The sequence below is a fragment of the Bradyrhizobium sp. TM102 genome (assembly GCF_009176685.1).
GTDB classification, from domain to species: domain Bacteria; phylum Pseudomonadota; class Alphaproteobacteria; order Rhizobiales; family Xanthobacteraceae; genus Bradyrhizobium; species Bradyrhizobium ottawaense.
This window is the reverse complement of sequence record NZ_AP021855.1, coordinates 6,972,296-6,995,515: the sequence shown is the minus strand read 5'-3', so window position 1 is coordinate 6,995,515 and position 23,220 is coordinate 6,972,296. Positions and strand designations below refer to the sequence as shown.

At 65.5% G+C, this 23,220-nt stretch carries 23 protein-coding genes and 1 pseudogene; 14 read left to right on the top strand and 10 right to left on the bottom strand.

Annotated elements, in window-relative coordinates; translation table 11 throughout:
• Positions 1-5: 5 nt before the first annotated feature.
• Together GDN70_RS33020 and GDN70_RS33015 are read right to left on the bottom strand one after the other, a co-directional pair.
• On the bottom strand, positions 6-581 hold the full coding sequence (locus GDN70_RS33020; RefSeq protein ID WP_240536302.1) for an SCO family protein: 576 nt from the start codon (positions 579-581) through the stop codon (positions 6-8).
• 29 nt (positions 582-610) lie between these two features.
• Positions 611-1,726: an MBL fold metallo-hydrolase gene (locus tag GDN70_RS33015; protein WP_038971128.1), complete on the bottom strand. Its 1,116-nt coding sequence runs from the start codon at positions 1,724-1,726 to the stop codon at positions 611-613.
• Positions 1,727-1,926: 200 nt separating this feature from the next.
• Here GDN70_RS33015 and GDN70_RS33010 point away from each other — a divergent pair, with 200 nt between their 5' ends.
• Complete coding sequence (locus GDN70_RS33010; protein WP_038971127.1) at positions 1,927-2,625, top strand: glutathione S-transferase family protein; 699 nt, start codon at positions 1,927-1,929, stop codon at positions 2,623-2,625.
• Between the two features lie 171 nt (positions 2,626-2,796).
• Here GDN70_RS33010 and GDN70_RS35645 read toward each other — a convergent pair whose 3' ends face one another.
• Entirely contained in the window at positions 2,797-3,003 is a 207-nt protein-coding gene (locus tag GDN70_RS35645; RefSeq protein ID WP_038971126.1) for a cysteine-rich CWC family protein, read from the bottom strand.
• A 114-nt stretch (positions 3,004-3,117) separates the two neighbouring features.
• Between GDN70_RS35645 and GDN70_RS33000 the strand changes: the two genes are divergently transcribed.
• The 3 genes from GDN70_RS33000 (at position 3,118) to GDN70_RS32990 (ending at position 6,295) form a co-directional block, all read left to right on the top strand.
• The gene (locus GDN70_RS33000; RefSeq protein ID WP_038971125.1) at positions 3,118-4,674 is read left to right on the top strand and encodes a DUF1800 family protein; all 1,557 of its coding nucleotides are present in this window, start codon (positions 3,118-3,120) and stop codon (positions 4,672-4,674) included.
• Positions 4,675-4,676: 2 nt separating this feature from the next.
• Positions 4,677-5,894 (top strand): DUF1501 domain-containing protein, encoded by a 1,218-nt coding sequence (locus GDN70_RS32995; RefSeq protein WP_038971130.1) that lies wholly within the window; start codon positions 4,677-4,679, stop codon positions 5,892-5,894.
• A gap of 86 nt (positions 5,895-5,980) precedes the next feature.
• The gene (locus GDN70_RS32990) at positions 5,981-6,295 is read left to right on the top strand and encodes an antibiotic biosynthesis monooxygenase (RefSeq protein WP_038971124.1); all 315 of its coding nucleotides are present in this window, start codon (positions 5,981-5,983) and stop codon (positions 6,293-6,295) included.
• A 16-nt stretch (positions 6,296-6,311) separates the two neighbouring features.
• On the opposite strand, the gene GDN70_RS32985 is transcribed toward GDN70_RS32990, so the two are convergent.
• The 6 genes from GDN70_RS32985 to GDN70_RS32965 all read right to left on the bottom strand — a co-directional run bounded on the left by GDN70_RS32985 (position 6,312) and on the right by GDN70_RS32965 (position 10,180).
• Entirely contained in the window at positions 6,312-7,253 is a 942-nt protein-coding gene (locus tag GDN70_RS32985) for an aldo/keto reductase (protein ID WP_038971123.1), read from the bottom strand.
• Between the two features lie 252 nt (positions 7,254-7,505).
• Complete coding sequence (locus tag GDN70_RS32980; protein WP_038971122.1) at positions 7,506-7,961, bottom strand: GNAT family N-acetyltransferase; 456 nt, start codon at positions 7,959-7,961, stop codon at positions 7,506-7,508.
• A 71-nt stretch (positions 7,962-8,032) separates the two neighbouring features.
• Complete coding sequence (locus GDN70_RS32975) at positions 8,033-8,845, bottom strand: PAS-domain containing protein (RefSeq protein WP_152103564.1); 813 nt, start codon at positions 8,843-8,845, stop codon at positions 8,033-8,035.
• A gap of 128 nt (positions 8,846-8,973) precedes the next feature.
• Positions 8,974-9,129, bottom strand: coding sequence for a hypothetical protein (locus GDN70_RS32970; protein ID WP_092255007.1), 156 nt, complete (start codon positions 9,127-9,129; stop codon positions 8,974-8,976).
• Between the two features lie 73 nt (positions 9,130-9,202).
• Entirely contained in the window at positions 9,203-9,379 is a 177-nt protein-coding gene (locus tag GDN70_RS35315; protein WP_018318299.1) for a hypothetical protein, read from the bottom strand.
• A gap of 150 nt (positions 9,380-9,529) precedes the next feature.
• Positions 9,530-10,180, bottom strand: a complete 651-nt coding sequence (locus GDN70_RS32965; protein ID WP_028140528.1) for a glutathione S-transferase family protein — start codon at positions 10,178-10,180, stop codon at positions 9,530-9,532.
• 638 nt (positions 10,181-10,818) lie between these two features.
• Here GDN70_RS32965 and GDN70_RS32955 point away from each other — a divergent pair.
• The 8 genes and pseudogenes from GDN70_RS32955 (at position 10,819) to GDN70_RS32920 (ending at position 19,861) form a co-directional block, all read left to right on the top strand.
• Positions 10,819-12,021 carry a pyridoxal phosphate-dependent aminotransferase gene (locus tag GDN70_RS32955; RefSeq protein WP_026201996.1) on the top strand — a complete coding sequence of 401 codons (1,203 nt, stop codon included), beginning with the start codon at positions 10,819-10,821 and terminating at the stop codon, positions 12,019-12,021.
• Positions 12,022-12,449: 428 nt separating this feature from the next.
• Positions 12,450-12,929: a DUF992 domain-containing protein gene (locus tag GDN70_RS32950; protein WP_028140527.1), complete on the top strand. Its 480-nt coding sequence runs from the start codon at positions 12,450-12,452 to the stop codon at positions 12,927-12,929.
• Between the two features lie 190 nt (positions 12,930-13,119).
• A complete protein-coding gene (locus tag GDN70_RS32945) occupies positions 13,120-15,168 on the top strand; it encodes an elongation factor G (protein ID WP_028140526.1) in 2,049 nt (682 codons plus the stop codon).
• A 317-nt stretch (positions 15,169-15,485) separates the two neighbouring features.
• Positions 15,486-15,758 (top strand): helix-turn-helix domain-containing protein, encoded by a 273-nt coding sequence (locus GDN70_RS32940; RefSeq protein ID WP_152103563.1) that lies wholly within the window; start codon positions 15,486-15,488, stop codon positions 15,756-15,758.
• Positions 15,759-15,853: 95 nt separating this feature from the next.
• Positions 15,854-17,596, top strand: coding sequence for a SulP family inorganic anion transporter (locus GDN70_RS32935; RefSeq protein WP_152103562.1), 1,743 nt, complete (start codon positions 15,854-15,856; stop codon positions 17,594-17,596).
• Between the two features lie 111 nt (positions 17,597-17,707).
• The gene (locus GDN70_RS32930) at positions 17,708-18,547 is read left to right on the top strand and encodes a shikimate dehydrogenase (RefSeq protein ID WP_152103561.1); all 840 of its coding nucleotides are present in this window, start codon (positions 17,708-17,710) and stop codon (positions 18,545-18,547) included.
• A gap of 56 nt (positions 18,548-18,603) precedes the next feature.
• Entirely contained in the window at positions 18,604-19,230 is a 627-nt protein-coding gene (locus GDN70_RS32925; protein ID WP_018318290.1) for a hypothetical protein, read from the top strand.
• A 29-nt stretch (positions 19,231-19,259) separates the two neighbouring features.
• Positions 19,260-19,861: pseudogene (locus GDN70_RS32920) on the top strand (hypothetical protein).
• Positions 19,862-20,097: 236 nt separating this feature from the next.
• Here GDN70_RS32920 and GDN70_RS32915 read toward each other — a convergent pair.
• The gene (locus tag GDN70_RS32915) at positions 20,098-21,234 is read right to left on the bottom strand and encodes an alpha-hydroxy acid oxidase (RefSeq protein WP_028140522.1); all 1,137 of its coding nucleotides are present in this window, start codon (positions 21,232-21,234) and stop codon (positions 20,098-20,100) included.
• A 116-nt stretch (positions 21,235-21,350) separates the two neighbouring features.
• Here GDN70_RS32915 and GDN70_RS35310 point away from each other — a divergent pair, with 116 nt between their 5' ends.
• Together GDN70_RS35310 and glmM are read left to right on the top strand one after the other, a co-directional pair.
• Entirely contained in the window at positions 21,351-21,518 is a 168-nt protein-coding gene (locus GDN70_RS35310; RefSeq protein WP_162832259.1) for a hypothetical protein, read from the top strand.
• Positions 21,519-21,738: 220 nt separating this feature from the next.
• Complete coding sequence (gene glmM, locus GDN70_RS32910; RefSeq protein ID WP_028140521.1) at positions 21,739-23,082, top strand: phosphoglucosamine mutase; 1,344 nt, start codon at positions 21,739-21,741, stop codon at positions 23,080-23,082.
• Positions 23,083-23,220: the final 138 nt, after the last annotated feature.

Below are 23,220 nucleotides of genomic sequence, written 5' to 3'. Positions count from 1 at the left end.
GAGTGCTATCGCGTAGGCACCGCAAGCCGTGGCCGGATGATCTCGACCATGCGCTCGGCCGAGGTGCCCGGGGGAAAGAAGCCGAGATATTTTCCGTCGCGGTCCATGAGATAAATGAAGGACGTGTGGTCGACCGTGTAGTCGTTGGCCCCCTTGCCGATCGGAATCCTGGCAAAATAGACCTTGTAGGCCTCTGCCGCTGCTCCGATCGCTTCGGAGCTGCCGGTGAGCCCGAGCAGCCGCGGATGAAACAGCGGCACATATTCGGCAAGATGCTCGGCCGTGTCGCGTTCGGGGTCGAGCGTGATGAAGACGGGCTGCACGGCCTCTGCGTCCGGTCCGAGTTGCTCGAGCGCCTGTCCGATCGCCATCAGGTCGGTCGGACAGACGTCGGGGCAATGGGTGAAGCCGAAATAGACCAGCATCAGCCGCCCGCGGAAGTCGCCCTCGCTGCGCGGCTTGCCGGTCTGGTCGATCAACTGGAACGGTCCGCCGACCGGCTCCCGATTCCACATCAGGATGTCCATCGTCTCGGCGGCCGAGCGCGCCTGCGCCGCTGCCGCGCAGGCGAGCGTCAGCATCACGTACAGCCAGGCGCTGGCGAGCCGCATCACAGCCCGAAGGTGAGACGGCTGCCTGTCGTCGTCACCACCACCTTGCCCTCCATCTGGGCATTGGCTTCCTGTGCGAAGTTGAGCCCGCTGCAATGCATGGGCACCACGACGTCGGGATTGAGCGCCTTGATCTCGCTCACGACCTGCGTGAGGTAGTTCCTGGGCGCCGGGCCGAGATGGAAGCCGCCGACGACGGCGTGCACCTTCTGGACGCCCGACACTTCCTGCGCCTGCTTCACCGAATTGACGATGCCGACATGGCCGCAGGACGAGATCACGACGAGACCGAGATCCCGCACGTTGAAGCAGGTGGCGTGCTCGTGAATGTGCTCGTCCGGCACGATCTTGCCCTCCATTTCCGCGGGCAAATAGTGGCCGACATTGCAGCCCAGCCCGTCCTTGATGCCGAACTCGACGAGCGTGTTCGGCAGTACGCGTTCGCCGCTGCGCCGGGTGATCTTGCCGGTGGTGAAGGCATGATCCGCAATGACGGTCGGCGTTTCGCACAGCACGGTCGTGACTTTCTGCGCCGCAAGCTGCCGGCGGTCGAGGGTGCCGAAATCGGCGAATTGCCCCTGCGTCGGCGTCGGGGTGACGCGATGGCAGAAATTGTCCTCGCCGCCCGCATAGAGCTTGAGGTCGGCGGGCAGCCTGTCGCGGAACTTGTCGAGGAAGCCGTTCAAGCCGCCGAAATGATCGTAGTGGCCGTGGCTCACGATCAGCGCGTTGAGCTTGGCCGGATCGACGCCGATCAACGCCATGTTGTTGAGCAGCACGTCGGGCGTGTAGCCGTAGTCGAGCATCAGCGTGCGCTGATTGCCGCCGCCCTCGGATTCCAGCCAAAGCGACAGGCCCCATTCATTGTGGAGCGATTTGCGGAAATCACCGCCGCGTGCAGCCGGAGTGATGGAGACCCCGTTGATCTGCTTGGGACGGAAGAACAGGTCGAAACTCGAATCCACCAGCACGCGGATCGAGAGCTTGTCGACGGTCGGAACGGCAATCGGGGCAGCGCTCGCGATCTCGACGCAGGTGAAAGCGTTGGCGGCCGCAGCTCCGGCCAGTGCCGCCGAGCCCAAGAGAAAATCGCGCCGTTGAATGGTCCTGGTCATTGCAACGCCTCCTGTATCGGATCTTGGACATGCCCAAGCTTAGGTCCAATCCGGTGCCGGCTCAACAAGCCGTGGCCAAATCCGGCAGGGGCGAGGCAGCCGGTCGCCGGTCACACCCCGACACCGGCGGCAAGACGGCTTGCTTGCGCTCGTCGGCATGACGGCTACTCTGATCGCCAATCACAGCAGCTGGATCAGCCATGTCACTCAGACTCTTCGAACTCGTCGGCACCGACGCCTCGCGTCCCTTCAGCCCATATTGCTGGCGCACACGGATGGCGCTGGCGCACAAGGGCCTCGCGGCGGAATCGCTGCCCTGGCGCTTCACCGAGAAGAGCGCGCTCGCGCCGCACGGGTCGGAGAAGGTTCCGGTGCTGTTGCACGATGACAAGCCCGTCGTCGACTCCTGGACGATCGCGACCTATCTCGAGGACAATTTCCCGGACCGTCCGTCGCTGTTCGGCGGCGAGGGCGGCCGCGCCATGGCGCGCATGATCAACGCCTTCGGCGACATCGCCGTGGTCGGTGGCATCTTTCCGCTGATCGTTGCCGACATCCCGAAGAATCTCGCCGAGGTCGACGCTGCCTATTTCCGAAAGTCGCGCGAGGCGCGCTTTGGCGGCAAGAGCCTGGAAGAGGTCATGGCGAGCCGCGACATCGGCGTGGTCGCCTTCCGCAAGTCGCTGGAAGTGATGCGGCAGACGTTGAAGAAGCAGCCCTATCTCGGCGGCGCCGCGCCGAACTACGCCGACTACATCGTGTTCGGCGGTTTCCAGTGGGCGCGCGTGGTGAGCCCGTTCAAGCTGCTCGAGGCGGACGATCCCATTTATGCCTGGCGCGAGACACTGCTCGATGCGTTCGACGGCATGGCGCGGAAATCGCCGGGGCATGAGGTGTAAGGTACCGTCTCTCCGACGTCGTCCCCGCGAACGCGGGGATCCATACCGCGTGATCTATTCGAGCGCGGATGGTCGATGTACCGGACGACCAGTCTTCGCCAAACCTCTCCCTGTGGTTATGGGTCCCTGCGTTCCAGGGACGACAGGGAGGGTGCGGTGATCCTCTCGCGGTTAACGAGCCGCCGCGCTCGCTCCCGCCGCTGCCTTGCGCAAACACTCCCGGCATAAACAATCCTCGCCTTCGACCGGCATCGGCAGCTTCGCGGTTTCCTCCGCGCACCAGCAGGTGCCCGAGAGGTCGCAGCCGAATTCGGTGCCGCAGCGCGCGCAGGCGAGGCGGCGCGGTTCCGGCGGCGGGGATTCTTTCGGATTTGTCATGATTTGCGTCGAAGCTTCGCCGTGATTTTCATGTCGGGTTCATCGGTCGTTGCGGTATATTAGGCGTCGCGCGCGGACTCCGAAAGCGGCTCCCGGCACGCGAAGGACAAATCGATGGCCCGCGATTCGCAAGCCGCGCTCGTCGCGCTCAACCGTTTTGGCTTCGGCGCGCGCGGCGGCGCGTCCGGAGATCTCATCAACGCAGCCTCCGATCCGCGCGGTTTCGTGAAGGCAGAGCTGGTCCGTGCGAGCGGGGTGCTGCTGGAGGCGCCCGGTCTGCAATCGACGCAGCAACTCGGGCAGGCCGTCTTCGCCTATCAGGATCAGGTCAGGCAGGCGCGCGAAGCGGCGAAGGCCGCCGCGCCCGCCGAGACGCCGTCGCCTGCGCCGACCGAACAGAAGCCCGGGCTCCGCCGCAATCTCTCGCTGAATGCGGCAGCAACGGAGGTCGCCGGCCAGATGACGGAGACCAAGCCGGCGGACAATGCGGCAAAGCCGGACGCGATGCAGCCCAATGCGGCTGCACCGCCGGCGGCAAAGCCGGCCCCGCAGCCGCTCAACGTGATTCAAAAGACCTTCCGTACCGAAGCGCTGGCGCGCCTGCAGCGCGCGACGCTGGCCACCTGCGGCTTCACTGAGCGTCTCGTCGCGTTCTGGTCCAACCATTTCTGCATTTCCGCGACGAAGGGCGAGCTGGCGCGGATCTGGGCCGGCGTGTTCGAGCGCGAGGCGATCAGGCCGCACGTGCTCGGGCGCTTCGCCGACATGCTGAAAGCGGTCGAGCAGCATCCGGCGATGCTGTTCTTCCTCGACAACCAGCAATCGCTGGGGCCGGATTCGCGCGCAGGCCAGAATCGCAAGCGCGGGCTCAATGAGAATCTCGCGCGCGAGATCATGGAGCTGCATACGCTCGGCGTCGGTGGCGGCTATACGCAGGAGGACGTCACCTCGCTCGCGCGCATCATCACCGGCTGGACCTTTGCCGGACGGCAGGGGCAGCTCGGCACACCAGGCTCCTTCGTGTTCAACACCAATGCGCACCAGCCCGGCGCGCAGATGCTGCTCGGCAAGAGCTACGAGGCGACGGGTCTCGCGCAAGGCGAGGCCGCGCTCGCCGACATCGCGCGCCATCCGTCGACCGCGAACTTCATCGCGACCAAGTTCGTTCGCCACTTCGTTGCCGACGATCCGCCGCCGGGCCTGGTGGCGCGGCTGCGCGAACTCTTCGTCAAGACCGACGGCGACCTCAAGGCGCTTGCCGCGGCGCTGGTCGATTCCGACGAGGCGTGGACGGCGCCGCTGACCAAGATGCGCAGCCCTTACGATTTCCTCGTCGCGAGCGGCCGGCTGCTCGCGCGCGTCCCGGAAGATCCCGGCGCCTATCTGAACAATCTCAATCTGCTTGGACAGCCGCTGTGGTCGCCGGCCGGCCCCAATGGTTTCCCCGATACCAGCGCTGCATGGGCCGCGCCCGAGGGCATGAAGCTCAGGCTCGATATCGCCGCGCAAATGGGCGCACGGCTCGGGCCCAACATCGATCCGCTGGATCTGCTGGAGTTCGCGGCGGCGGATGCGGCCTCGATCGAAACGCGCCGGACCATCGAGCGCGCGGAGTCGCGCCAGCAGGCGCTGGCGCTGCTCTTGATGTCGCCGGAAATGCAGAGGAGATGATGATGGTCGACTGCGTCGAGAACCGGCTCCTCACCTCGCGCCGCGGCCTGCTGCTCGGCGGCGCCTCCTTCGCGGCCTGGGCTTACCTGCCGAAATTCGCACGCGCCGCCGATGGGCGCGATCCCCGGCTGCTCGTGGTGATCCTGCGCGGCGCGCTCGACGGTCTCTCGACCGTCGCGCCGATCGGCGACCCTGACTATGCCGGCCTGCACGGCTCGATCGCGCTGGCCGCGGACGGCGCGCATCCCGCGATCATGCTGGACTCCTTCTTCGCCCTGCATCCGGCGATGCCGGAATTCGCGCGGATGTATCGCGACAAGTACGCTGCGGTGATCCATGCGGTGGCGACCCCCTATCGCGACCGCTCGCATTTCGACGGCCAGGACGTGCTGGAGAGCGGTTATGCCGGGCCTGGCCGCGTGCAGTCCGGTTGGCTCAATCGCGCGCTGGAAGCGCTGCCGCGCGGCGAGCGCGTATCGAGCGCTCTTGCGGTCGGGCCTACCACGCCGCTGGTGCTGCGCGGAAACGCGCCGACCGTCGGCTGGGCGCCGGTGCCGCTGCCGCAGGCGGATGACGACACCGCGATGCGCCTCGTCGATCTCTACCGTCATCGCGATCCCGCGCTGGCGATGGCCTTGTCGCAAGGCCTTCAGCTCGACAAGGCCGCGAGCGGTGACGACATGAAGCCAAAACCCGGCAATGCGGTGGTGCAGATGCGCCAGGTCGCGCGCGGCGCTGCGAAGCTGATGGCGGCCGACGATGGCCCGCGCATCGCCGCGCTCGCCTTCGACGGCTGGGACACGCATGCCAATGAAGGCGGCCCGGTCGGTCGTCTCGCCTTCCTGCTCGGCGGGCTCGATGGCGCACTCGCCGAATTCCAAAGCGGTTTGGGGGAGCGCTGGCGCGACACCGTCGTCATCGTCGCCACTGAATTCGGCCGCACCGCGCGCATCAATGGCACCGACGGCACCGATCACGGCACCGGGACGATCGCGCTGCTCGCCGGCGGCGCCGTGAAAGGCGGCCGGATCATCTCCGACTGGCCGGGCCTCAAGCTCGCGAACTTGTATGAAGCTCGCGATCTCAAGCCGACCACCGATCTTCGCTCCGTGATCAAGGGCGTGCTGCAGGGCCAGTTCGGCCTGTCCGATCGCGTGCTGGCCGAGACGGTGTTCCCGGATAGTGCGGGAGCACGGCCGATGAAGGGATTGGTCGCCTAACCCCACGCGCCGTCATTCCGGGGCTGCGCCTTGCGGCGCATCCCGGAATGACGAGATAATGGTGCAGCATCAGGAGAACCATCCCCATGTACATCGCCATGAACCGCTTCCGTGTCGCCAAGGGCTCCGAGGCCGCCTTCGAGCAGGTCTGGCTCGGCCGCGATACGCATCTGGACAAGGTGCCGGGCTTCGTCGAATTCCATCTGCTGCGCGGCCCCGAGCTCGAGGACCACACGCTCTTTGCCTCGCACACCGTGTGGGCAAACCATGCCGCGTTCGACGCCTGGACCAAGTCCGAAGCGTTTCGGGCCGCGCACCACAAGGCAGGCGACAACAAGCCGCTCTATCTCGGCCATCCCCAGTTCGAAGGCTTTGAGGTGATTCAGACCGTGGCGAAGTAGCGCCGCGCTTCGAACGTCAGCCCAGCGTGATCTTGTCGATCTCCGCCATCTCATCCGCGCTGAGCTTCCAGGCGATCGCCTTGACGTTCTGCTCGATCTGCTCGACACGGGTGGCGCCGGCGATCACGCTGGACACCTGCGGGCGGGCGGCGAGCCAGGAGAAGGCGAGCTCTAGCATGCTGTGGCTACGGGCCTTGGCGAAGGCCTGGAGCTTCTCGACGATGTCCTCGTTGCGCGGTGTGACGTAGCGGTCGCGCAGCCGCTCCACCTTGCCGAAGCGGGTGTCGTCGGGCGCGGCCTCGCCCTTCCGGTACTTGCCGGTCAGGAGTCCGCTGGCGAGCGGGAAGAACGGCAGAAGGCCGAGCTTGTACTCCTGCGCTGCCGGCAGCAGGTCCTTTTCGATGTCCCGCACCAGGAGGCTGTATTCGTCCTGGCACGACACGAAGCGGCTGACATTCATCGCGCGCGCGACGTACTCGGCTTCAGCGACGCGCCAGGCCGGGAAGTTGGAATTGCCGATGTAGCGGACCTTGCCCTGGCGGACGAGATCGTCGAGCGCGCGCAGGCTCTCCTCGATCGGCGTCAGCGGGTCATAGTCGTGCTGCTGATAGAGATCGATGTAATCGGTCTTCAGCCGCTTCAGGCTCGCTTCGACGGCGTCCATGATGTAGCGGCGCGAGGCGCCCTGCTTGGTTCCGTCCTCCGCCATCGGCTTTGAATATTTCGTCGCCAGCACGATGTCCTTGCGGCGGTCGCCCAGCACGGCGCCGAGCACGTTTTCCGAGCCGCCCATGTTCGAATAGATGTCGGCCGTGTCGAACAGCGTGATGCCGAGGTCGAGCGCGCGATGGATCACCTTGCGCGAGGTCTCCAGATCCGTGCGCTGGCCGAAATTGTTGCAGCCGAGCCCGACCGCGGACACGCGAAGGCCGGAGGCGCCGAGATTGCGAATTTCCATGGGAGATCCTGTCAGAGAGAGCAGCCACTCATTGTGACCATCGTGCGCCGCAGCAGCAAGGCGCGCGCCGCGCTGCTGCCATGCTGACAAGGCGGACAAAAAAATGCGGCCCCTGTCAGACGCGGCGACTGACGGGGACCGCTTGGGGCGCTTGATCGGTGACGGGGGGCCTGATCAGACGCAAATGCAGCGTAGCCCCGCTATGTTACGGGCGGGTGACAGGCGGAGTTATCCACAGGGTGCGGGCGGGGATCAGAACAGCTTGCGATAGACGATGAAGCCGGAACGCTCCGCGACCTTGTCGTACAGGCGCTGTGCCGTGAGATTGGTCTCGTGCGTCTGCCAATAGACGCGTGGCGATCCCGCCAGTTTCGCCCGCTCATACACGCCGTGGATGAGCGCCGAGGCGACACCCTTGCCGCGCGCGGCTTCCAGCGTGAACAGGTCCTGCAAATAGCAGGACGGCTCGATCGCGGTGGTGCTGCGATGAAACAGGTAGTTCGTCATGCCGAGCAGCTTGCCCTCGCTCTCGGCGACCAACCCATGTACCGGCTCATAGGCATCGAAGAAACGCTGCCACGTCATCGCAGTGATCTCGCCCGCCAGCGCGGTCGGGCCGGAACGGCCGTAGAAGGCGTTATAGCCGTCCCACAGCGGCAGCCATTGATCGTAGTCCTGCCTGGTGACGGCGCGAATGGTGAGCGACATGTGGAATTCCTGCGATCGATGGGACGTCCTTCATACGTGATGACGGGCGTGCCGATCAATCGCCAGTCGCATCACTCCGCGGCGCGCAGATGCCGGATCAGCCTGCGGCCCGTGGGATCGCGCAGCGAGCGGTAGTAGTCGGCGCGTGAGGGCGCGTCGGTGTGGCGGACGAGATCGGTCACCGGCGTGTAGCTCAGCATGCGTCCGCCGTCGGGCAGCGCGGCGCAGACGAAGCGCAACACCTCGCCGGTGCGCAAGGCGATGTTGATCGGCGTGGCATCGCCGATGCGCACCATCTCCATGCGCTGCGCGATGAAGGTGCCGAGCTCGTCTTCGGGCAGCTCGAACGCGCCGGTGTCGCGGCCATGATACATCAGGGCGATGAAGGGCGGCTTGCCGTCGGCGATCTCGTCCGGCACCGCGAAATAATCGCGAAACGCGCGGTTGATGAACTCGGCCCGCGTCTCGGTATCGAGCAGCACGATGCCGATATCGACCTGGTCGAGCGCGGCCGACAGCCGTGCCGCCGTGGCGTGGCTCCGGCGCTCGGCCGCGACCGTGCCGAGCAGCCGCTCGCGCATCAGGCCGGTGATGCCGGCGGTGGCGGCAGCCGTGATCGCCAGCAGGCCGAGTTGGACCAGATCGGTGATGGTCAAGCCGGAAACGCCGTGGCGGCCGAGGAGGAGCAGCGCCGCACCGATCACCGCGACGGCCGCGCTGGTGATCGCGGAGGCGAGACCCGACAGTGCGCCGGCGAGCGCCACGATGCCGACGAGCAGCGGAACGGGCGAGGTAGTGGGGAGAAAGCGATCGAAAAGCATCGCCGGCAGCAGGGTTGCTGCCATCAGCACCGGACCGGAGATCGCACGCCATCCGAACCGCATGGACCCGTCTCGCTCCTCCCGAACGAGGTAACGTCGCAACACTGACTGATCGTTGCGCCACCGCGATACGTTTTCCCGCGGTGTGTTTAAGGCCCGCTTGCGTGCAAGCTTCAGGTTTTCGGATGATTTTAGACCAAGTGGGCGTGCTTGAGGGGCTGTTGCAGCGCCGGCGCATTCAGCGTCGAAATCCCCGGGCCCTTGCGCGTGACGACAATCAACAGCGACGCCGCGACCAAAATGGCCGCAGTCAGTGTGATTGCAACGACTACCACGGGTGATTTCATCGACGTCCTGTCGCGATGCCTGAAGGCGCGGGGCACGCGGCGCCTTGAAGGCTGGACCAGGATGAAACGGGAATCAGACCGGCAGGCCCATCGCCATGGTCGCCTTGGTCGACAGCACCGTCAGGGTGACGATCAGGCACAGCGAGAGCGCGGCGACGGCGAGCGAGGCCGCGACCGCGTTGGTCAGCCGGGAAGACGCGACGGTAGCGGGATGGCCCTGAAAGCCTGCCGTGCCGGACGCCCGTATCATGGTCTAAATCCTTCAACGCGCGAGCGAATCACCCGCGACTTTCCACAATTTCCCAGTTTCAACCGGCAATATTGCGGCGGCTATCGCGCGGAAAATGGCGGGATTGCGGCGAATGTTGCCCTTGTACCCGCTATTCGCCAGAGCGCGCGCTCAGGCGCCGGCGGCAATGCTGGCGGGGTCGTCGACGTCGGCCGGCCGCCAATCCATCGACACGAAGCCTGGCGCCGCTTCCACCCGCTTCAGCCAGTCGCGGATCGCCGGGAAGGCCTGGAGGTCGAAGTCGCAGCGGTCGGCGAGGTGGGTGTAGCCGTACAATGCGATGTCGGCGACCGTGAGCTGGCGCGCGGCGAAATAGGCGTTGGTCTTGAGGTGGTTCTCCATCACCTGGAGCGCGCCATAGCCGCGCTCCATCCAGTCCTCCAGCGAATGGGTCTGGAGGTCGCGGCCGCCCTTGACCAATGATAGCCAGAAATAGGCGGCGCCGATGTTCGGCTCCAGCGCGTGCTGCTCGAAGAACATCCATTGCAGCGCCTCGGCGCGGTCGATGCGGTTCTCCGGCGCGAGTGGCGTGCCGACGGCGACGTACCAGAGGATGGCGTTGGACTCCGCGAGAAAGCGGTCGTCTCCGACCTCGAGCAGCGGCACCTGTCCCGACGGGTTCTTGGACAGAAAGTCCGGCGTGCGGCTCTCGCCGCGCAGAATGTCCACCTCGATCGCTTCGTAAGGCACGTTGAGCAGCGCCAGCGCAAGGCGGACCTTGTAGCTGTTGCCCGAGCGTTGCATCGAATAGAGCTTGTACATTCTGAGAATGATTCCGGAAGACGGGGACGCGCGTCGCTCGTTGCCGCGCGAGGCGGCTAAACAATGATGCCGATGCGAATCCGCCGCAAGGGCCGGCCAATAGAAAAACTCGAAATCCCTACCGCACTGCAACGCCGCGAAAGATCATTTCCGCGCGACGATGCAAATCAGATCACGCTTGCGTCAGCATGCGAGCGCTTGGCTCGCGCGATCGTGCGCAGGGCGAGCGATTGGGGAAGAGCGCTGTCATCAATCCAGTGCAATCCAGTGTGCCGTCATGCCCGGGCTTGTCCCCGGGCATCCACGTTCGTCGTGCCGCGGTGAGGCGTGGATGGCCGGGACACAGGCGAGCGGAGAGCGACGCCGTCCTTCGGGCGGCTATGCCCGGCCATGACGGAGCTTGAGCGCGCAACACGCAAAATTGCTCCGAGGACAAGCTTTCCGGGATATGAGCGATTCGCGCGGTAAAGTTGCGGAAAATTGCTTGGAATCGTTGCTTGAACCACTCCAGATCCGTAAGTTTTTCCGAGATCGGGCCGAAGTTTCTTGCGGCGCAGCGGCACACGTTTTAGGGTATCTCATTCCCACAATCAGAGTCGTGAGGCCCAGGGCTTTTCGACGCTTGTCAGGAGATGACGATGTCCTTCCTTGCCGCTGCGCTCGACCGTGTGAAGCCGTCCGCGACCATCGCGGTCACGGATAAAGCACGCGCGCTGAAAGCGGCGGGCCGCAACGTCATCGGCCTCGGTGCCGGCGAGCCCGACTTCGACACGCCCGCCAACATCAAGCTGGCCGCGATCCGCGCCATCGAGGCCGGCAAGACCAAGTACACCGCGGTCGACGGCATTCCCGAGCTGAAGGACGCGATCATCGCGAAATTCCAGCGCGAGAACGGCGTTGCCTACAAGCCGAACCAGATCATCGTCGGCACCGGCGGCAAGCAGGTGCTGTACAACGCGCTGATGGCGACCATCAATCCGGGCGACGAGGTGATCATTCCCGCGCCGTACTGGGTCAGCTATCCTGAGATGGTGGCACTCGCCGGCGGCGAGCCGGTGCCGGTGGTCTGCACCGCCGCGACCGGCTTCAAGCTCCAGGCCGAGGCGCTCGAGCGCGCGATCACGCCGAAGACGAAATGGGTGATCCTGTGCTCGCCGTCGAACCCGACGGGAGCCGCCTACACGCGTTCGGAACTGAAGGCGCTCACCGACGTGCTGGTGAAGCATCCCCATGTGTGGGTGATGACCGACGACATGTACGAGCATCTCGTCTATGACGACTTCCAGTTCACCACGGTCGCGCAGGTCGAGCCGAAACTCTACGACCGCACACTCACCGTGAACGGCGTGTCGAAGGCCTATTGCATGACCGGCTGGCGCATCGGCTATGCCGGCGGTCCCGCGCAGCTGATCAAGGCGATGTCGACCATCCAGTCGCAGTCGACCTCGAACCCGTCCTCGATCGCGCAATGGGCCGCGGTGGAAGCTCTGAACGGTCCGCAGGACTTCATCCCCGCCAACAACAAGGTGTTCAAGGAGCGGCGCGACCTCGTCGTCTCAATGCTCAACCAGGCCAAGGGCATCGAATGCCCGCGTCCCGAGGGCGCCTTCTACGTCTATCCGTCCTGCGCCGGCACGATCGGCAAGACCGCGCCGTCGGGCAAGGTGATCGACAATGACGAGACTTTCGTCACCGAGCTCCTTGAGACCGAAGGCGTCGCGGTGGTGCAGGGTTCGGCCTTCGGCCTCGGCCCGGCGTTCCGCATCTCCTACGCGACCAAGACCTCGGACCTCGAAGATGCCTGCAAACGTATCCAGCGCTTCTGCGGTAATCTGCGCTGAGACCGTCGCAACGAGAATTGAAAAGGCCCGCTTCGTGCGGGCCTTTTTTATGCGTGTTCGATAAGTGGAGTTGGATGGACGATTGATCTGGCCGACATTTTGCCATGCCCCTCACCCGGATCACATCTGCGATGTGATCCGACCTCTCCCCGCTGAAGAGCGGGGAGAGGTTAGGACGCCCGCCACGCGCGATTGAAGTTTGATTGGCTTTGGGCGAGGGGCGCGCCGCTCTCTCACTCCCTCGCCCCGTTCTCACGGGGGCGGGACGAGCAAAGCTCGCCCTGAGAGGGTGGGGTGAGGGGCTCTCTCCACAAGCTCGATTCTAACCGCCTGCGATCTGGCACCCACAACGCACTTGTGGCATAGACCATCGCGCAGCGTGCAGTGCGCCTTCTCTGCTCGCATCACTTCATCGCCGGAGACATTTCATGCGCCGTTCGTTCATCTTCGCCGGGCTCGCCGCCGCCAGCCTCGTTGCCTCCAGCGTGAGCGGCAGTGCGCAGCAGCGGATGGCGCGGGTCGGCGTGCTCGAATGCCGCGGCGGCGCCAGCGTCGGCTTCATCGTGGGATCGGTGACCCATCTCGGCTGCGTGCTGCGCGCCGACGGTCTGCCCGACGATCGTTACGTCGCAACCATCCGCAAAGTCGGTCTCGACATCGGCATCACCCAGGAGACGGCTTTGGCGTGGGGCGTGTTCGCGCCGGTCGACCGGCTCGGCCCCGGCGACCTCTCCGGCAATTATGCCGGTGCGCAGGGCAGCGCCTCGGTCGGTGTCGGCTTGGGGGGTAACGTGCTGGTCGGCGGCTCCAACAATTCGATCGCGCTCCAGCCGCTCAGCGTGCAGGGCCAGGTTGGCCTCAACATTGCCGCCGGCCTCGAGAGCCTGGAACTTCGTCCGGGCCGTTGATCGCGCGCCGGGCGGGTGGTGCTGCTCCACCTCTTCCCAGCGGGAAGAGGTGGAACACCACTGTTAAGACTTGGTCTAATCGACGACGCACCGCAGCGACGTTTGATGCTTGCCAAATCTCGGGGACGGGCAGAGCATCCGCGATTGCCGACCCAATCATGGGCCGAGCTCCACACCAAGGAGGCGGCGAATGGGACAAGACGTCAGAAGTCCCCGAGGTCCACGGTGCATCGCGCTGGTGGGCCCTTTCCAAAGCGGTAAAACCACACTTCTCGAAGCAATACTGGCGCGAACGGGCGCAATCCCGCGTGCCGGCAGTGTCGACGCCGGAACTTCCGTCGGCGACGCTGCGCCCGAGGCCCGTCATCACAAGATGACCGTCGGGCTCACTGCCGCCACCACGAGTTTCATGGGCGACAGCTACACTTTCCTCGATTGTCCCGGTTCCGTCGAGTTTGCCCACGACATGCGCGCCGCGCTGCCCGCGGTCGATGCCGCGATCGTGGTCTGCGAGGCCGACGAGAAGAAGCTGCCGCAGCTTCAGATCATCCTGCGCGAGCTGGAGGAGCTGAAGATCCCGCGTTTCCTGTTCCTCAACAAGATCGACCGCGCGAGCCAGCGCATCCGCGAGTCGCTCGCAATGCTGCAGCCCGCCTCCCGCGTGCCGCTGGTGCTGCGCCAGATCCCGATCTGGAAGGACGAGCTGATCGAGGGCTTCGTCGATCTCGCGCTGGAACGCGCCTTCATTTATCGTGAGCACAAGGCCTCCGAGGTGGTCGCGCTCGAAGGCGGCAATCTCGATCGCGAGAAGGAAGCCCGCTTCTCGATGCTGGAGAAGCTCGCCGATCACGACGACGCACTGATGGAGCAGCTGCTCGAAGACATCCAGCCGCCGCGTGATGCCGTGTTCGACGATCTCGCCCGCGAATTGCGCGAAGGGGTGATCTGCCCTGTGCTGTTAGGGGCAGCCGCGCGCGAAAACGGCGTGCTGCGCCTGATGAAGGCGCTGCGTCACGAGGCGCCGGGAATAGCGGAGACCGCAAAACGTCTCGGCGTTCCCGAGACCAGGGACGCGCTCGGCTTCGTGTTCAAGACGCTGCATTCGCAGCATGGCGGCAAACTGTCATTGACGCGGCTGCTCGCCGGCCATCTCGACGACGGCGCCACGCTGCAATCCGCTTCGGGAGGAGCGGGCCGCATCTCCGGCATCCTCGCCGTCAACGGCGCCTACGACACCAAGCGTGCCGCAGCCGAAGCCGGCGACACGGTGGCGCTCGCCAAGCTCGATCCGGTCAAGACCGGCGACACGGTCTCGAGCGGCAAGACCCCGCCTGCGGCGCTCGCGGTCCCGGAGCCGACGCCGCCGGTGCTCGCGATCTCGGTTGCGGCCACCGACCGCAAGGACGACGTCAAGCTCGGCCAGGCGCTGACGCGGCTGCACGAGGAGGATCCGTCGCTCGTCATCGTGATGAACGCCCAGACCCACGACACCGTGCTGTGGGGACAGGGCGAGATGCACTTGCGCGTCGCCGGCGAGCGGTTGCGCGACCGCTTCGGCGTCAAGATCACATCGCATCCACCCGCCATCGGCTATCAGGAGACCATCCGCAAGCCGATCGTCCAGCGCGGCCGCCACAAGAAGCAGTCCGGCGGCCACGGCCAGTTCGGCGACGTCGTGCTCGACATCAGGCCCTTGCCGCGCGGCGAGGGCTTCAAGTTCGCCGAGAAGGTCGTTGGTGGCGCCGTGCCGCGTAACTACATCGGCGCGGTGGAAGAAGGCGTCGTCGACGGATTGACGCGAGGTCCGCTCGGTTTCCCCGTCACCGATTTGCAGGTGACGCTGACCGACGGCTCCTATCACAGCGTCGATTCTTCCGATCTCGCCTTCCGCACGGCGGCGCGGATCGGACTCAACGAGGGCCTGCCGCATTGTCAGTCAGTGCTGCTGGAGCCGATCCACGTGGTCGAGATCGTCTGTCCGACCGACGCCACCGCCAAGATCAACGCGATCCTGTCGGCGCGGCGAGGCCAGATCCTCGGCTTCGACACGCGTGACGGCTGGGGCGGCTGGGACTGCGTTCGCGCCATGATGCCGGAAGCCGAGATTGGCGAACTGATCGTGGAGCTGCGCTCGGCCACTGCCGGCGCCGGCAGCTTCACCCGCCAGTTCGACCACATGGCCGAAGTCACGGGCCGCGCCGCCGATCAGATCATCGCCGCGCATCAACACGCGGCTTGATCCAGCTGGCCTAGTCAGGGACCGCACTCTCTCACACCCTCTCCCCGTCCTTACGGGGAGAGGGTTGGGGTGAGGGCTGTCTCCACGGTTGCGGCGCTTCATTCAGGCCGCGCCCTCTCTCCACTCGTCATTGCGGGCGTAGCGAAGCAATCCAGACTGTCTCTGCGCAGGCAGCCTGGATTGCTTCGTCGCAAGAGCTCCTCGCGATGACGGAGGCGATAGGCGCAAGCCCCCTTGCGCTTGCCCACCGAGGATGTATTTTACATCATTGTACACGTCTCAGATATCATTTATAAGTTCTGGTAAGTGAGGCCAAGGTGATCACGTCGTTCCAGATGCGGGCAGCCCGCGCGCTGCTGGGCATTGACCAGAAAACCCTGGCCGAGCTCGCCGGCGTTTCGCTGCCGACCATCCAGCGGATGGAGGCCAGCACCGGCAATGTGCGTGGCGTGGTCGAGACCCTGATCAAGGTGGTCGAGGCGTTCGACCGGGCCGGTGTCGAGCTGATCGGCGAGCAGGTCCGCAGCGACAGCGGCGGGCGTGGCGTCCGCCTGAAGGACCCCGGGCCGCCGCGTCGGGTGGGGGCGTGATCTTGCGGGTCATGCCCGGAGCAGACTGAACCAACGCACCGTCGCGTCCGAATCGCGGCCGCACGATGCAGTGGAGCATTGTGGGGCAGCGGAGCATGAGCATCACAAGCGATCACGCAAGCCGGCTGCACCAGCTGCGTCAGCCGACCTTTGCCGAACTTTATCTGCCAAAGCTCGTCACCGTCTGGCGTGAAGGCTACGGCGTCGCGGACTTCCGCGCCGACGTCTTCGCGGGTCTGACGGTTGCGATCGTGGCGCTGCCGCTGTCGATGGCGATCGCGATCGCCTCGGGCGTGACGCCGGACCGCGGTCTCTACACCGCCGTCGTCGGCGGCTTCATCGCCTCGCTGCTCGGCGGCAGCCGGTTCCAGATCGGCGGACCCGCCGGCGCCTTCATCGTATTGGTCGCGGCGACCGCGGAACGTCACGGCGTCGATGGCGTCATCCTCGCCACCCTGATGGCGGGCGTATTCCTGATCGCCGCGGGCCTGCTCCGGGTTGGCACCTACATCAAGTTCATTCCCTATCCGGTGACGGTCGGATTCACCGCTGGCATCGCCGTGATCATCTTCGCCAGCCAGCTCCGCGATCTCGGCGGCATCACGCTTGCGGGGAAAGAGCCCAGCGAGTTCGTTCCAAAGCTGGTCGCGCTCGCCGGCGGTCTCAACACCATCAATCCATCCGCCGTGGCGGTCGCAATCATCAGCATCGCCATCATCGCGGCCTTGCGGATCTGGCGGCCATCCTGGCCCGGCATCCTGATCGCGGTCGTGCTCGCCGCCGTTGCGTGTGCCGTGCTGTCGCTGCCGGTGGAAACCATCGGGTCGCGCTTCGGCGGCATTCCGCGCGAATTGCCCTCGCCGGCGCTGCCGGCGTTCTCGATTGCGAAGGCGACCGCCGTGCTGCCGGATGCGATCTCGTTCGCGCTACTGGCCGCCATCGAATCGCTGCTGTCTGCCGTGGTTGCCGACGGCATGACCGGGCGCCGTCACCGCTCCAATTGCGAGCTGGTGGCGCAAGGCGCGGCCAATATCGGAGCGGCGCTGTTCGGCGGCATCTGCGTCACCGGCCTGATCGCGCGCACCGCGACCAACATCCGCGCCGGCGCGCGCGGGCCGCTGGCCGGCATGCTTCACTCCGTGTTTTTGCTGCTGTTCATGCTGATCGCGGCACCGCTCGCAAGCTACATTCCGCTGGCCGCACTCGCCTCGGTGCTGGTCGTGGTGGCCTGGACCATGGCGGAGAAGCACGAATTCGCCACGCTCCTGCGTTCGTCGTGGGGCGATGCGGTCGTGCTGCTCGCGACCTTCCTGCTGACGATCTTCCGCGATCTCACCGAAGGCATCCTGGTCGGCTTCGCGCTTGGCGCGGTGCTGTTCATCCATCGCATGGCGGAGATGACGGGCATCGAGGAACGCTCGCCACTGGTCGCCGGCGATCGTCCCGACGACGGCAATGGCGAGCGCGTTCGCTACGATCCTGCGCTTGCGGTCGATCGTGACGTGCTGGTCTATCGCATCACCGGCGCGTTCTTCTTCGGCGCGGCCTCCGCCATCGGAGGCGTGCTCGACGAGGTCGCCGACAAGCGCAAGGCCTTCGTGGTCGATTTCGCCGCGGTGCCGTTCCTGGATTCGACGGCGGCCAACGTGCTCGGCCGCGTCGCCGCCAAGGCTCATCGCCAGGGCATCCGGCTGTTCATCACGGGGGCTTCGCCCGCGGTCCGCCGCGCGCTGCTCACCCATGGCGTGACGCCGCCGCGGGCGCGCTATCGCCAGAGCCTCGAACGCGCGATTGCCGACATCAAGGGCGGCGCGGGCGAGGAGGCTGCCGCGAGCTGACGGCGCGCCGTTCTCGCGCCGGCCGGCCTGACCGGCGCTGCGGCGCCCGCGCGCTTGACAGAGCGGGCGCGACGCGAAATGGATCGCCTCGGATACGACCCCGAGGAAGAGATGACCGCGCCCAAAGCTCCTGCAGCCTGTCTGATCGGATGGCCGGCCGCGCATTCGCGCTCGCCGCTGATCCATCATTACTGGCTGCGCACGCTCGGCATTGCCGGCGGCTATGTCATCGAAGCGGTTCCGCCCGAGGATCTCAGGGATTTCGTGCTGCGGCTGTCGCTGCGCGGCTTCGTCGGGGCCAACGTCACCATCCCGCACAAGGAAGGTGTGCTGGCGCTGTCGACGCCCGACGCCCGCGCAAAGGCCGTCGGCGCGGCGAACACGCTGTGGTTTGCCGACGGCGAGCTGCGCTCGACCAACACCGACGTCGAAGGTTTCATCGGCAATCTCGACGCCAGCGCGCCCGGCTGGGATGCCGCCGAGGAGGCGCTGGTGCTCGGCGCCGGCGGCTCCTCGCGGGCGGTCGTGTTCGGTCTGCTCGAGCGTGGGATCAAGCGCATCCATCTGGCCAATCGCACCATCGCGCGGGCCGAGACGCTGGCAAGACAGTTCGGGCCGAACGTGCATCCCGTGACGTGGGACGGGATCGACGACGTGCTGCCGCGCGCAAAACTTCTCGTGAACACGACCTCGCTCGGCATGCACGGCCAGCCCTCACTCGATGTTGATGTCGCGCGCCTGCCGCAGGCGGCGGTGGTCGCCGACCTCGTCTATGTGCCGCTGGTGACGCCGCTGCTCGCCGCCGCAACGGCGCGCGGCCTGAAGACGGCAGACGGGCTCGGCATGCTGCTGCATCAGGCGGTGCGCGGCTTCGAGCTGTGGTTCGGCCGGCGGCCGGAGGTCACGGCCGAGCTGCGGGCGCTGGTCGAGGCCGATCTCACAAAGACTTGAGAGAATAGCGCGCGTCGTCCGGAGTTCTCCATCCGTGGGGACAATCGGAGACCGTCATGTCTGTTCAACGTGCAACTTTCACACGTCCGCTGATCGCCGTCGCGATGGTGGCCGCTTCCACCCTCTATGCCTACGCGCAGAGGGCACCGGTGCCGACGCGCGTGCGCGGCACGATCGAAAGCGTCAATGGTGACACGATGCAGGTCAAGTCGCGCAGCGGCGAGGACGTCAAGCTGCGCATCGCTCCCGACGTGAACGTATCGGGGATTACCAAAATTTCACTCGCCGACATCAAGGTCGGCTCCTTCGTCGGCGCCACCACGGTGCCCGGACCGGACGGCGGCCAGAATGCGGTCGAGGTCCACGTGTTTCCGGAGAGCATGCGCGGCACCGGCGAGGGCTCGCGGCCCTATGACCTCAAGCCGAATTCGAGCATGACCAACGCCACGGTGTCGGAGAGCGTGGTCGGCAATGACGGCCATACGCTGCTGGTCAAGTACAAGGACGGCGAGAAGAAGGTGTTCGTCGCCGACAACACGCCGGTGGTGACCTTCGTGCCCGGCGACAAATCCGACCTCAAGGCCGGCGCCAAGGTCATCGCCTTCATGAAGCAACTGCCGGACGGCTCGTTCGAGACCAACCGCGTCAGCGTCGGCCGTGACGGCCTGACGCCGCCGATGTGAGAAAGGACCGGATCATGCTGACTTCGACGATGAAATCCGGCCTGCTCGCAGCGGTCCTCGCTCTCGCCTCGTTCGCGGCCTCGGCGCAGCAGGCGCCGACGGTCCGCATCCGCGGCACCATCGAAAGTGTCGACGGCAACATGCTCGGCATCAAGACGCGCGAAGGCAGCGACGTGAAGGTGCGCATGACCGACAACGTCGCCGTCTTCGCCGTGGTGAAGACGGAGCTGTCGGAAATCAAGGAAGGCTCCTATATCGGCGTCACCGGCATGCCTGAACCGGACGGCACGCAGAAGGCGATCGCGGTGCGTATCTTCCCGGAGAACCAGCGCGGCGCGGCCGAGGGTTTTCGTCCCTGGGACGCGCGTGCCAATTCGACCATGACCATGCCACCGTGGCGCAGACGGTGAAAGGCACCGACGGCCAGAACATCACGGTCAAATACAAGGACGGCGAGAAGAAGGTCGTGGTGCCGCCGGACACGCCAATCGTCACCTTCATCGCCACGGACAAGTCGGAAGTGAAGCCGGGCGCCAAGCTGATCATCTTCGGCGCGGCGAAGAAGGACGACGGCTCGCTGGAGGCCAACCGCGTCAATGTCGGGCGCGATGGAGTTACGCCACCGATGTGAGGCTAGAGTCGCCGATGCATTCTCGGTGTCATCCCGGACAAGCGTAAGCGCAGATCCGGGATCATAACCACAGGGCGGAGTTTGGCGAAGATTGGTAACCCCGAGTCCCGTAACCACACCTTCCTGTGGCTATGGGTCCCGGATCAGCGCTCCGCTCCCGACAACGCTACGCGTTGTCGAGCGCTGCGCTTGTCCGGGACGACAGCCGTTGTTGCTGCCGCGTCCCGGCATGCCTTTCACATCGCGATGACATGATCGTCGATCTCGTCGATCCGGTTGACGCCGCACAGGCCCATGGTGGTGAGCAGCTCCTTCTGGATGATGTCGATCGCCTTGGCGACGCCGGCCTGGCCGCCGGCACCCAGGCCGTAGGCATAAGCGCGGCCGAGCATGCAGGACTTTGCGCCGAGCGCGAGCGCGCGCATCACGTCCTGGCCGGAGCGGATGCCGCCGTCGAACATGATCTCCATCCTGTCACCGACCGCATCGGCGATCTCCGGCAGCACCTCGATCGATGACGGTGCACCGTCGAGCTGCCGGCCGCCATGGTTGGAGACGACGAGCGCCTGCGCGCCGGTCTTGGCGGCTTCCTCGGCATCCTCGACGTCGAGGATGCCCTTGATGACCAGCTTGCCCGGCCAGATGCTGCGGACCCACTCGACGTCCTTCCAGTTCAGCGAGGTGTCGAACTGCGAGGCCGTCCATTCGGCGAGGCGATTGAGATCCTCGGTGTTCTTCACGTGGCCGGCGATGTTGCCGAAGGTGCGGCGCTTGCCCTGCAGCACGCCGGAGACCCAGCTGGGCTTGCTGGCGAAATCCAGCAGCTTCGACAGCGACCATTCGGGGGGCACGGTCATGCCGTTCTTGATGTCGGCGTGGCGCTGGCCGATGACCTGGAGGTCCACGGTGAGCACCAGCGCGCTGCACTTGGCCGCGATCGCGCGCTGGATCAATTCCTTGATGAAGCCGCGGTCCTTCATGACGTAGAGCTGGAACCAGAACGGCTTCTCGACATTGGCGGCGATGTCCTCGATCGAGCAGATCGACATGGTCGATTGCGTGAACGGGATACCGGCGGCCTGCGCGGCGCGGCAGGCATAAATTTCGCCGTCGCCATGTTGCATGCCGAGCAGGCCGACGGGGGCGAGCATCAGCGGCATGGTCGAGGGCTCGCCGAGAATCGTGGTCGAAGTGTCGCGCTTGGAGACATCGACCAGGATGCGCTGGCGGAACTTGATCGCCTGCATATCCTCGCGGTTGGCGCGCAGCGTCTCCTCGGCATAGGAGCCGCGGTCGCAATAGTCGAAGAACGCCTTCGGCACGCGGCGCTTATGCAGCGTGCGAAGATCGTCGATACAGGTGATATGTTTCATGATCGTTCCCCGGCCCGTCTTGTACCAAGAGTCTTGCATCGGAAGATTTCGGGGTCATCTAGCATGGTTGGATGCACAGCCAAATCCGTTTGCAGACCGTTTTGCAGGAGGGCGCCATGACGAAGCCGCACGCTGGACCTTCGCCGGAAGAGATCAAGGAGAAGCGTGATCTCGAGGAAGCCCTGGAAGAGGGTCTGGAAGAGACCTTTCCGGGCTCCGATCCCGTCAACGTCACCCAGCCGGCGCCGAGCCGCGGCGATGGCCACGTGAAGCGCAGCGATTAAACGGGTTCCACCCTGTTTCGAGGCTATGGGCCGGAAATATAATGTTAACAAGACGTTGTCGGTACGGCGGCGCCCCGGTTCCGTAATGATTCATCATATTTTTTGAAGCCAAGTTAGCCTCACAGGCATTATAACACGCCTAGCAAATCAGGGATGCGGGCCCCGTTCGGGCAGCCCGTGGTTGTCAAGGGGATCCCCTGGTTGTTGCTTGGGGGACGATATGAGTCGCAAATATTTCGGGACGGACGGGATTCGGGGCCGCGCCAACGGACTGATCACGCCGGAGCTCGCCCTCAAGGTCGGCCAGGCCGCAGGCCTTGCGTTTCAGCGCGGTGACCACCGCCACCGGGTCGTGATCGGCAAGGACACCCGCTTGTCCGGCTACATGATCGAATACGCGATGGTCGCCGGCTTCACCTCGGTCGGCATGGACGTGCTGCTGGTCGGCCCGATGCCGACGCCGGCGGTTGCGATGCTGACCAAGTCGATGCGCGCCGATCTCGGCGTCATGATCTCGGCCTCGCACAATCTGTTCGAGGACAACGGCATCAAGCTGTTCGGCCCGCAGGGCTTCAAGCTCTCCGACGACGTCGAGCGGCAGATCGAGCAGCTGCTCGACGAGCCCATCGACAAGCGGCTGGCACAGAGCGCGAGCCTCGGCCGCGCCCGCCGCATCGACGGCGTGCATGACCGCTACATCGAATTCGCCAAGCGCACGTTGCCGCGAGACCTCTCGCTCGACGGCCTGCGCGTCGTGATCGATTGCGCCAACGGCGCCGCCTACAAGGTGGTGCCCGAAGCGCTGTGGGAGTTGGGCGCCGACGTCGTGCCGATCGGCGTCGAGCCCGACGGCTTCAACATCAACAAGGATTGCGGCTCGACCTCGCCGGAAGCACTGTCGCGGAAGGTGCGCGAGATGCGCGCCGACATCGGCATCGCGCTCGACGGCGACGCCGATCGCGTCATCCTGGTCGACGAGCGCGGTCATGTGGTCGACGGCGACCAGTTGCTCGCGGTGATCGCGCAGAGCTGGAAGGAAGACGGCCGCCTGTCGCGTCCCGGCATCGTCGCCACCGTGATGTCCAATCTCGGGCTCGAGCGCTTCCTGAAAGGGCAGGGGCTCGATCTGGTGCGCACGCCGGTCGGCGACCGCTACGTGCTCGAGCAGATGCTGAACGGCGGCTACAATCTCGGCGGCGAGCAGTCGGGCCACATCATCCTGTCCGACTACGCCACCACCGGCGACGGTTTTGTCGCTGCGCTGCAGGTGCTGGCGGTGGTGCAGAAGCTGCGCCGCCCCGTGTCGGAAGTCTGCCACCGCTTCGATCCGCTGCCGCAGATCCTCAAGAACGTCCGCCACAAGGGCGGCAAGCCGCTCGACGATTCCGACGTCAAGTCGGCGATCTCCGACGGCGAGAAACGGCTCAACGGCCACGGCCGCCTCCTGATCCGCTCCTCCGGCACCGAGCCGGTGATCCGCGTCATGGGCGAGGGCGAAGACCGCATCCTGGTCGAGGACGTCGTCGACACCATCGTCTTCGCACTCGGCCAGGCGGCGGCCTGAGGTCTTTCAAGCACTAGCGGGTAGGGTGATCTCACCCCACGGGCAGTATCGTAGGGTGGGCAAAGCGACAGCGTGCCCACGATTCTGGCGCCGTATCGGAAAGATGGTGGGCACGGCGCAAGGGCGCCTTTGCCCACC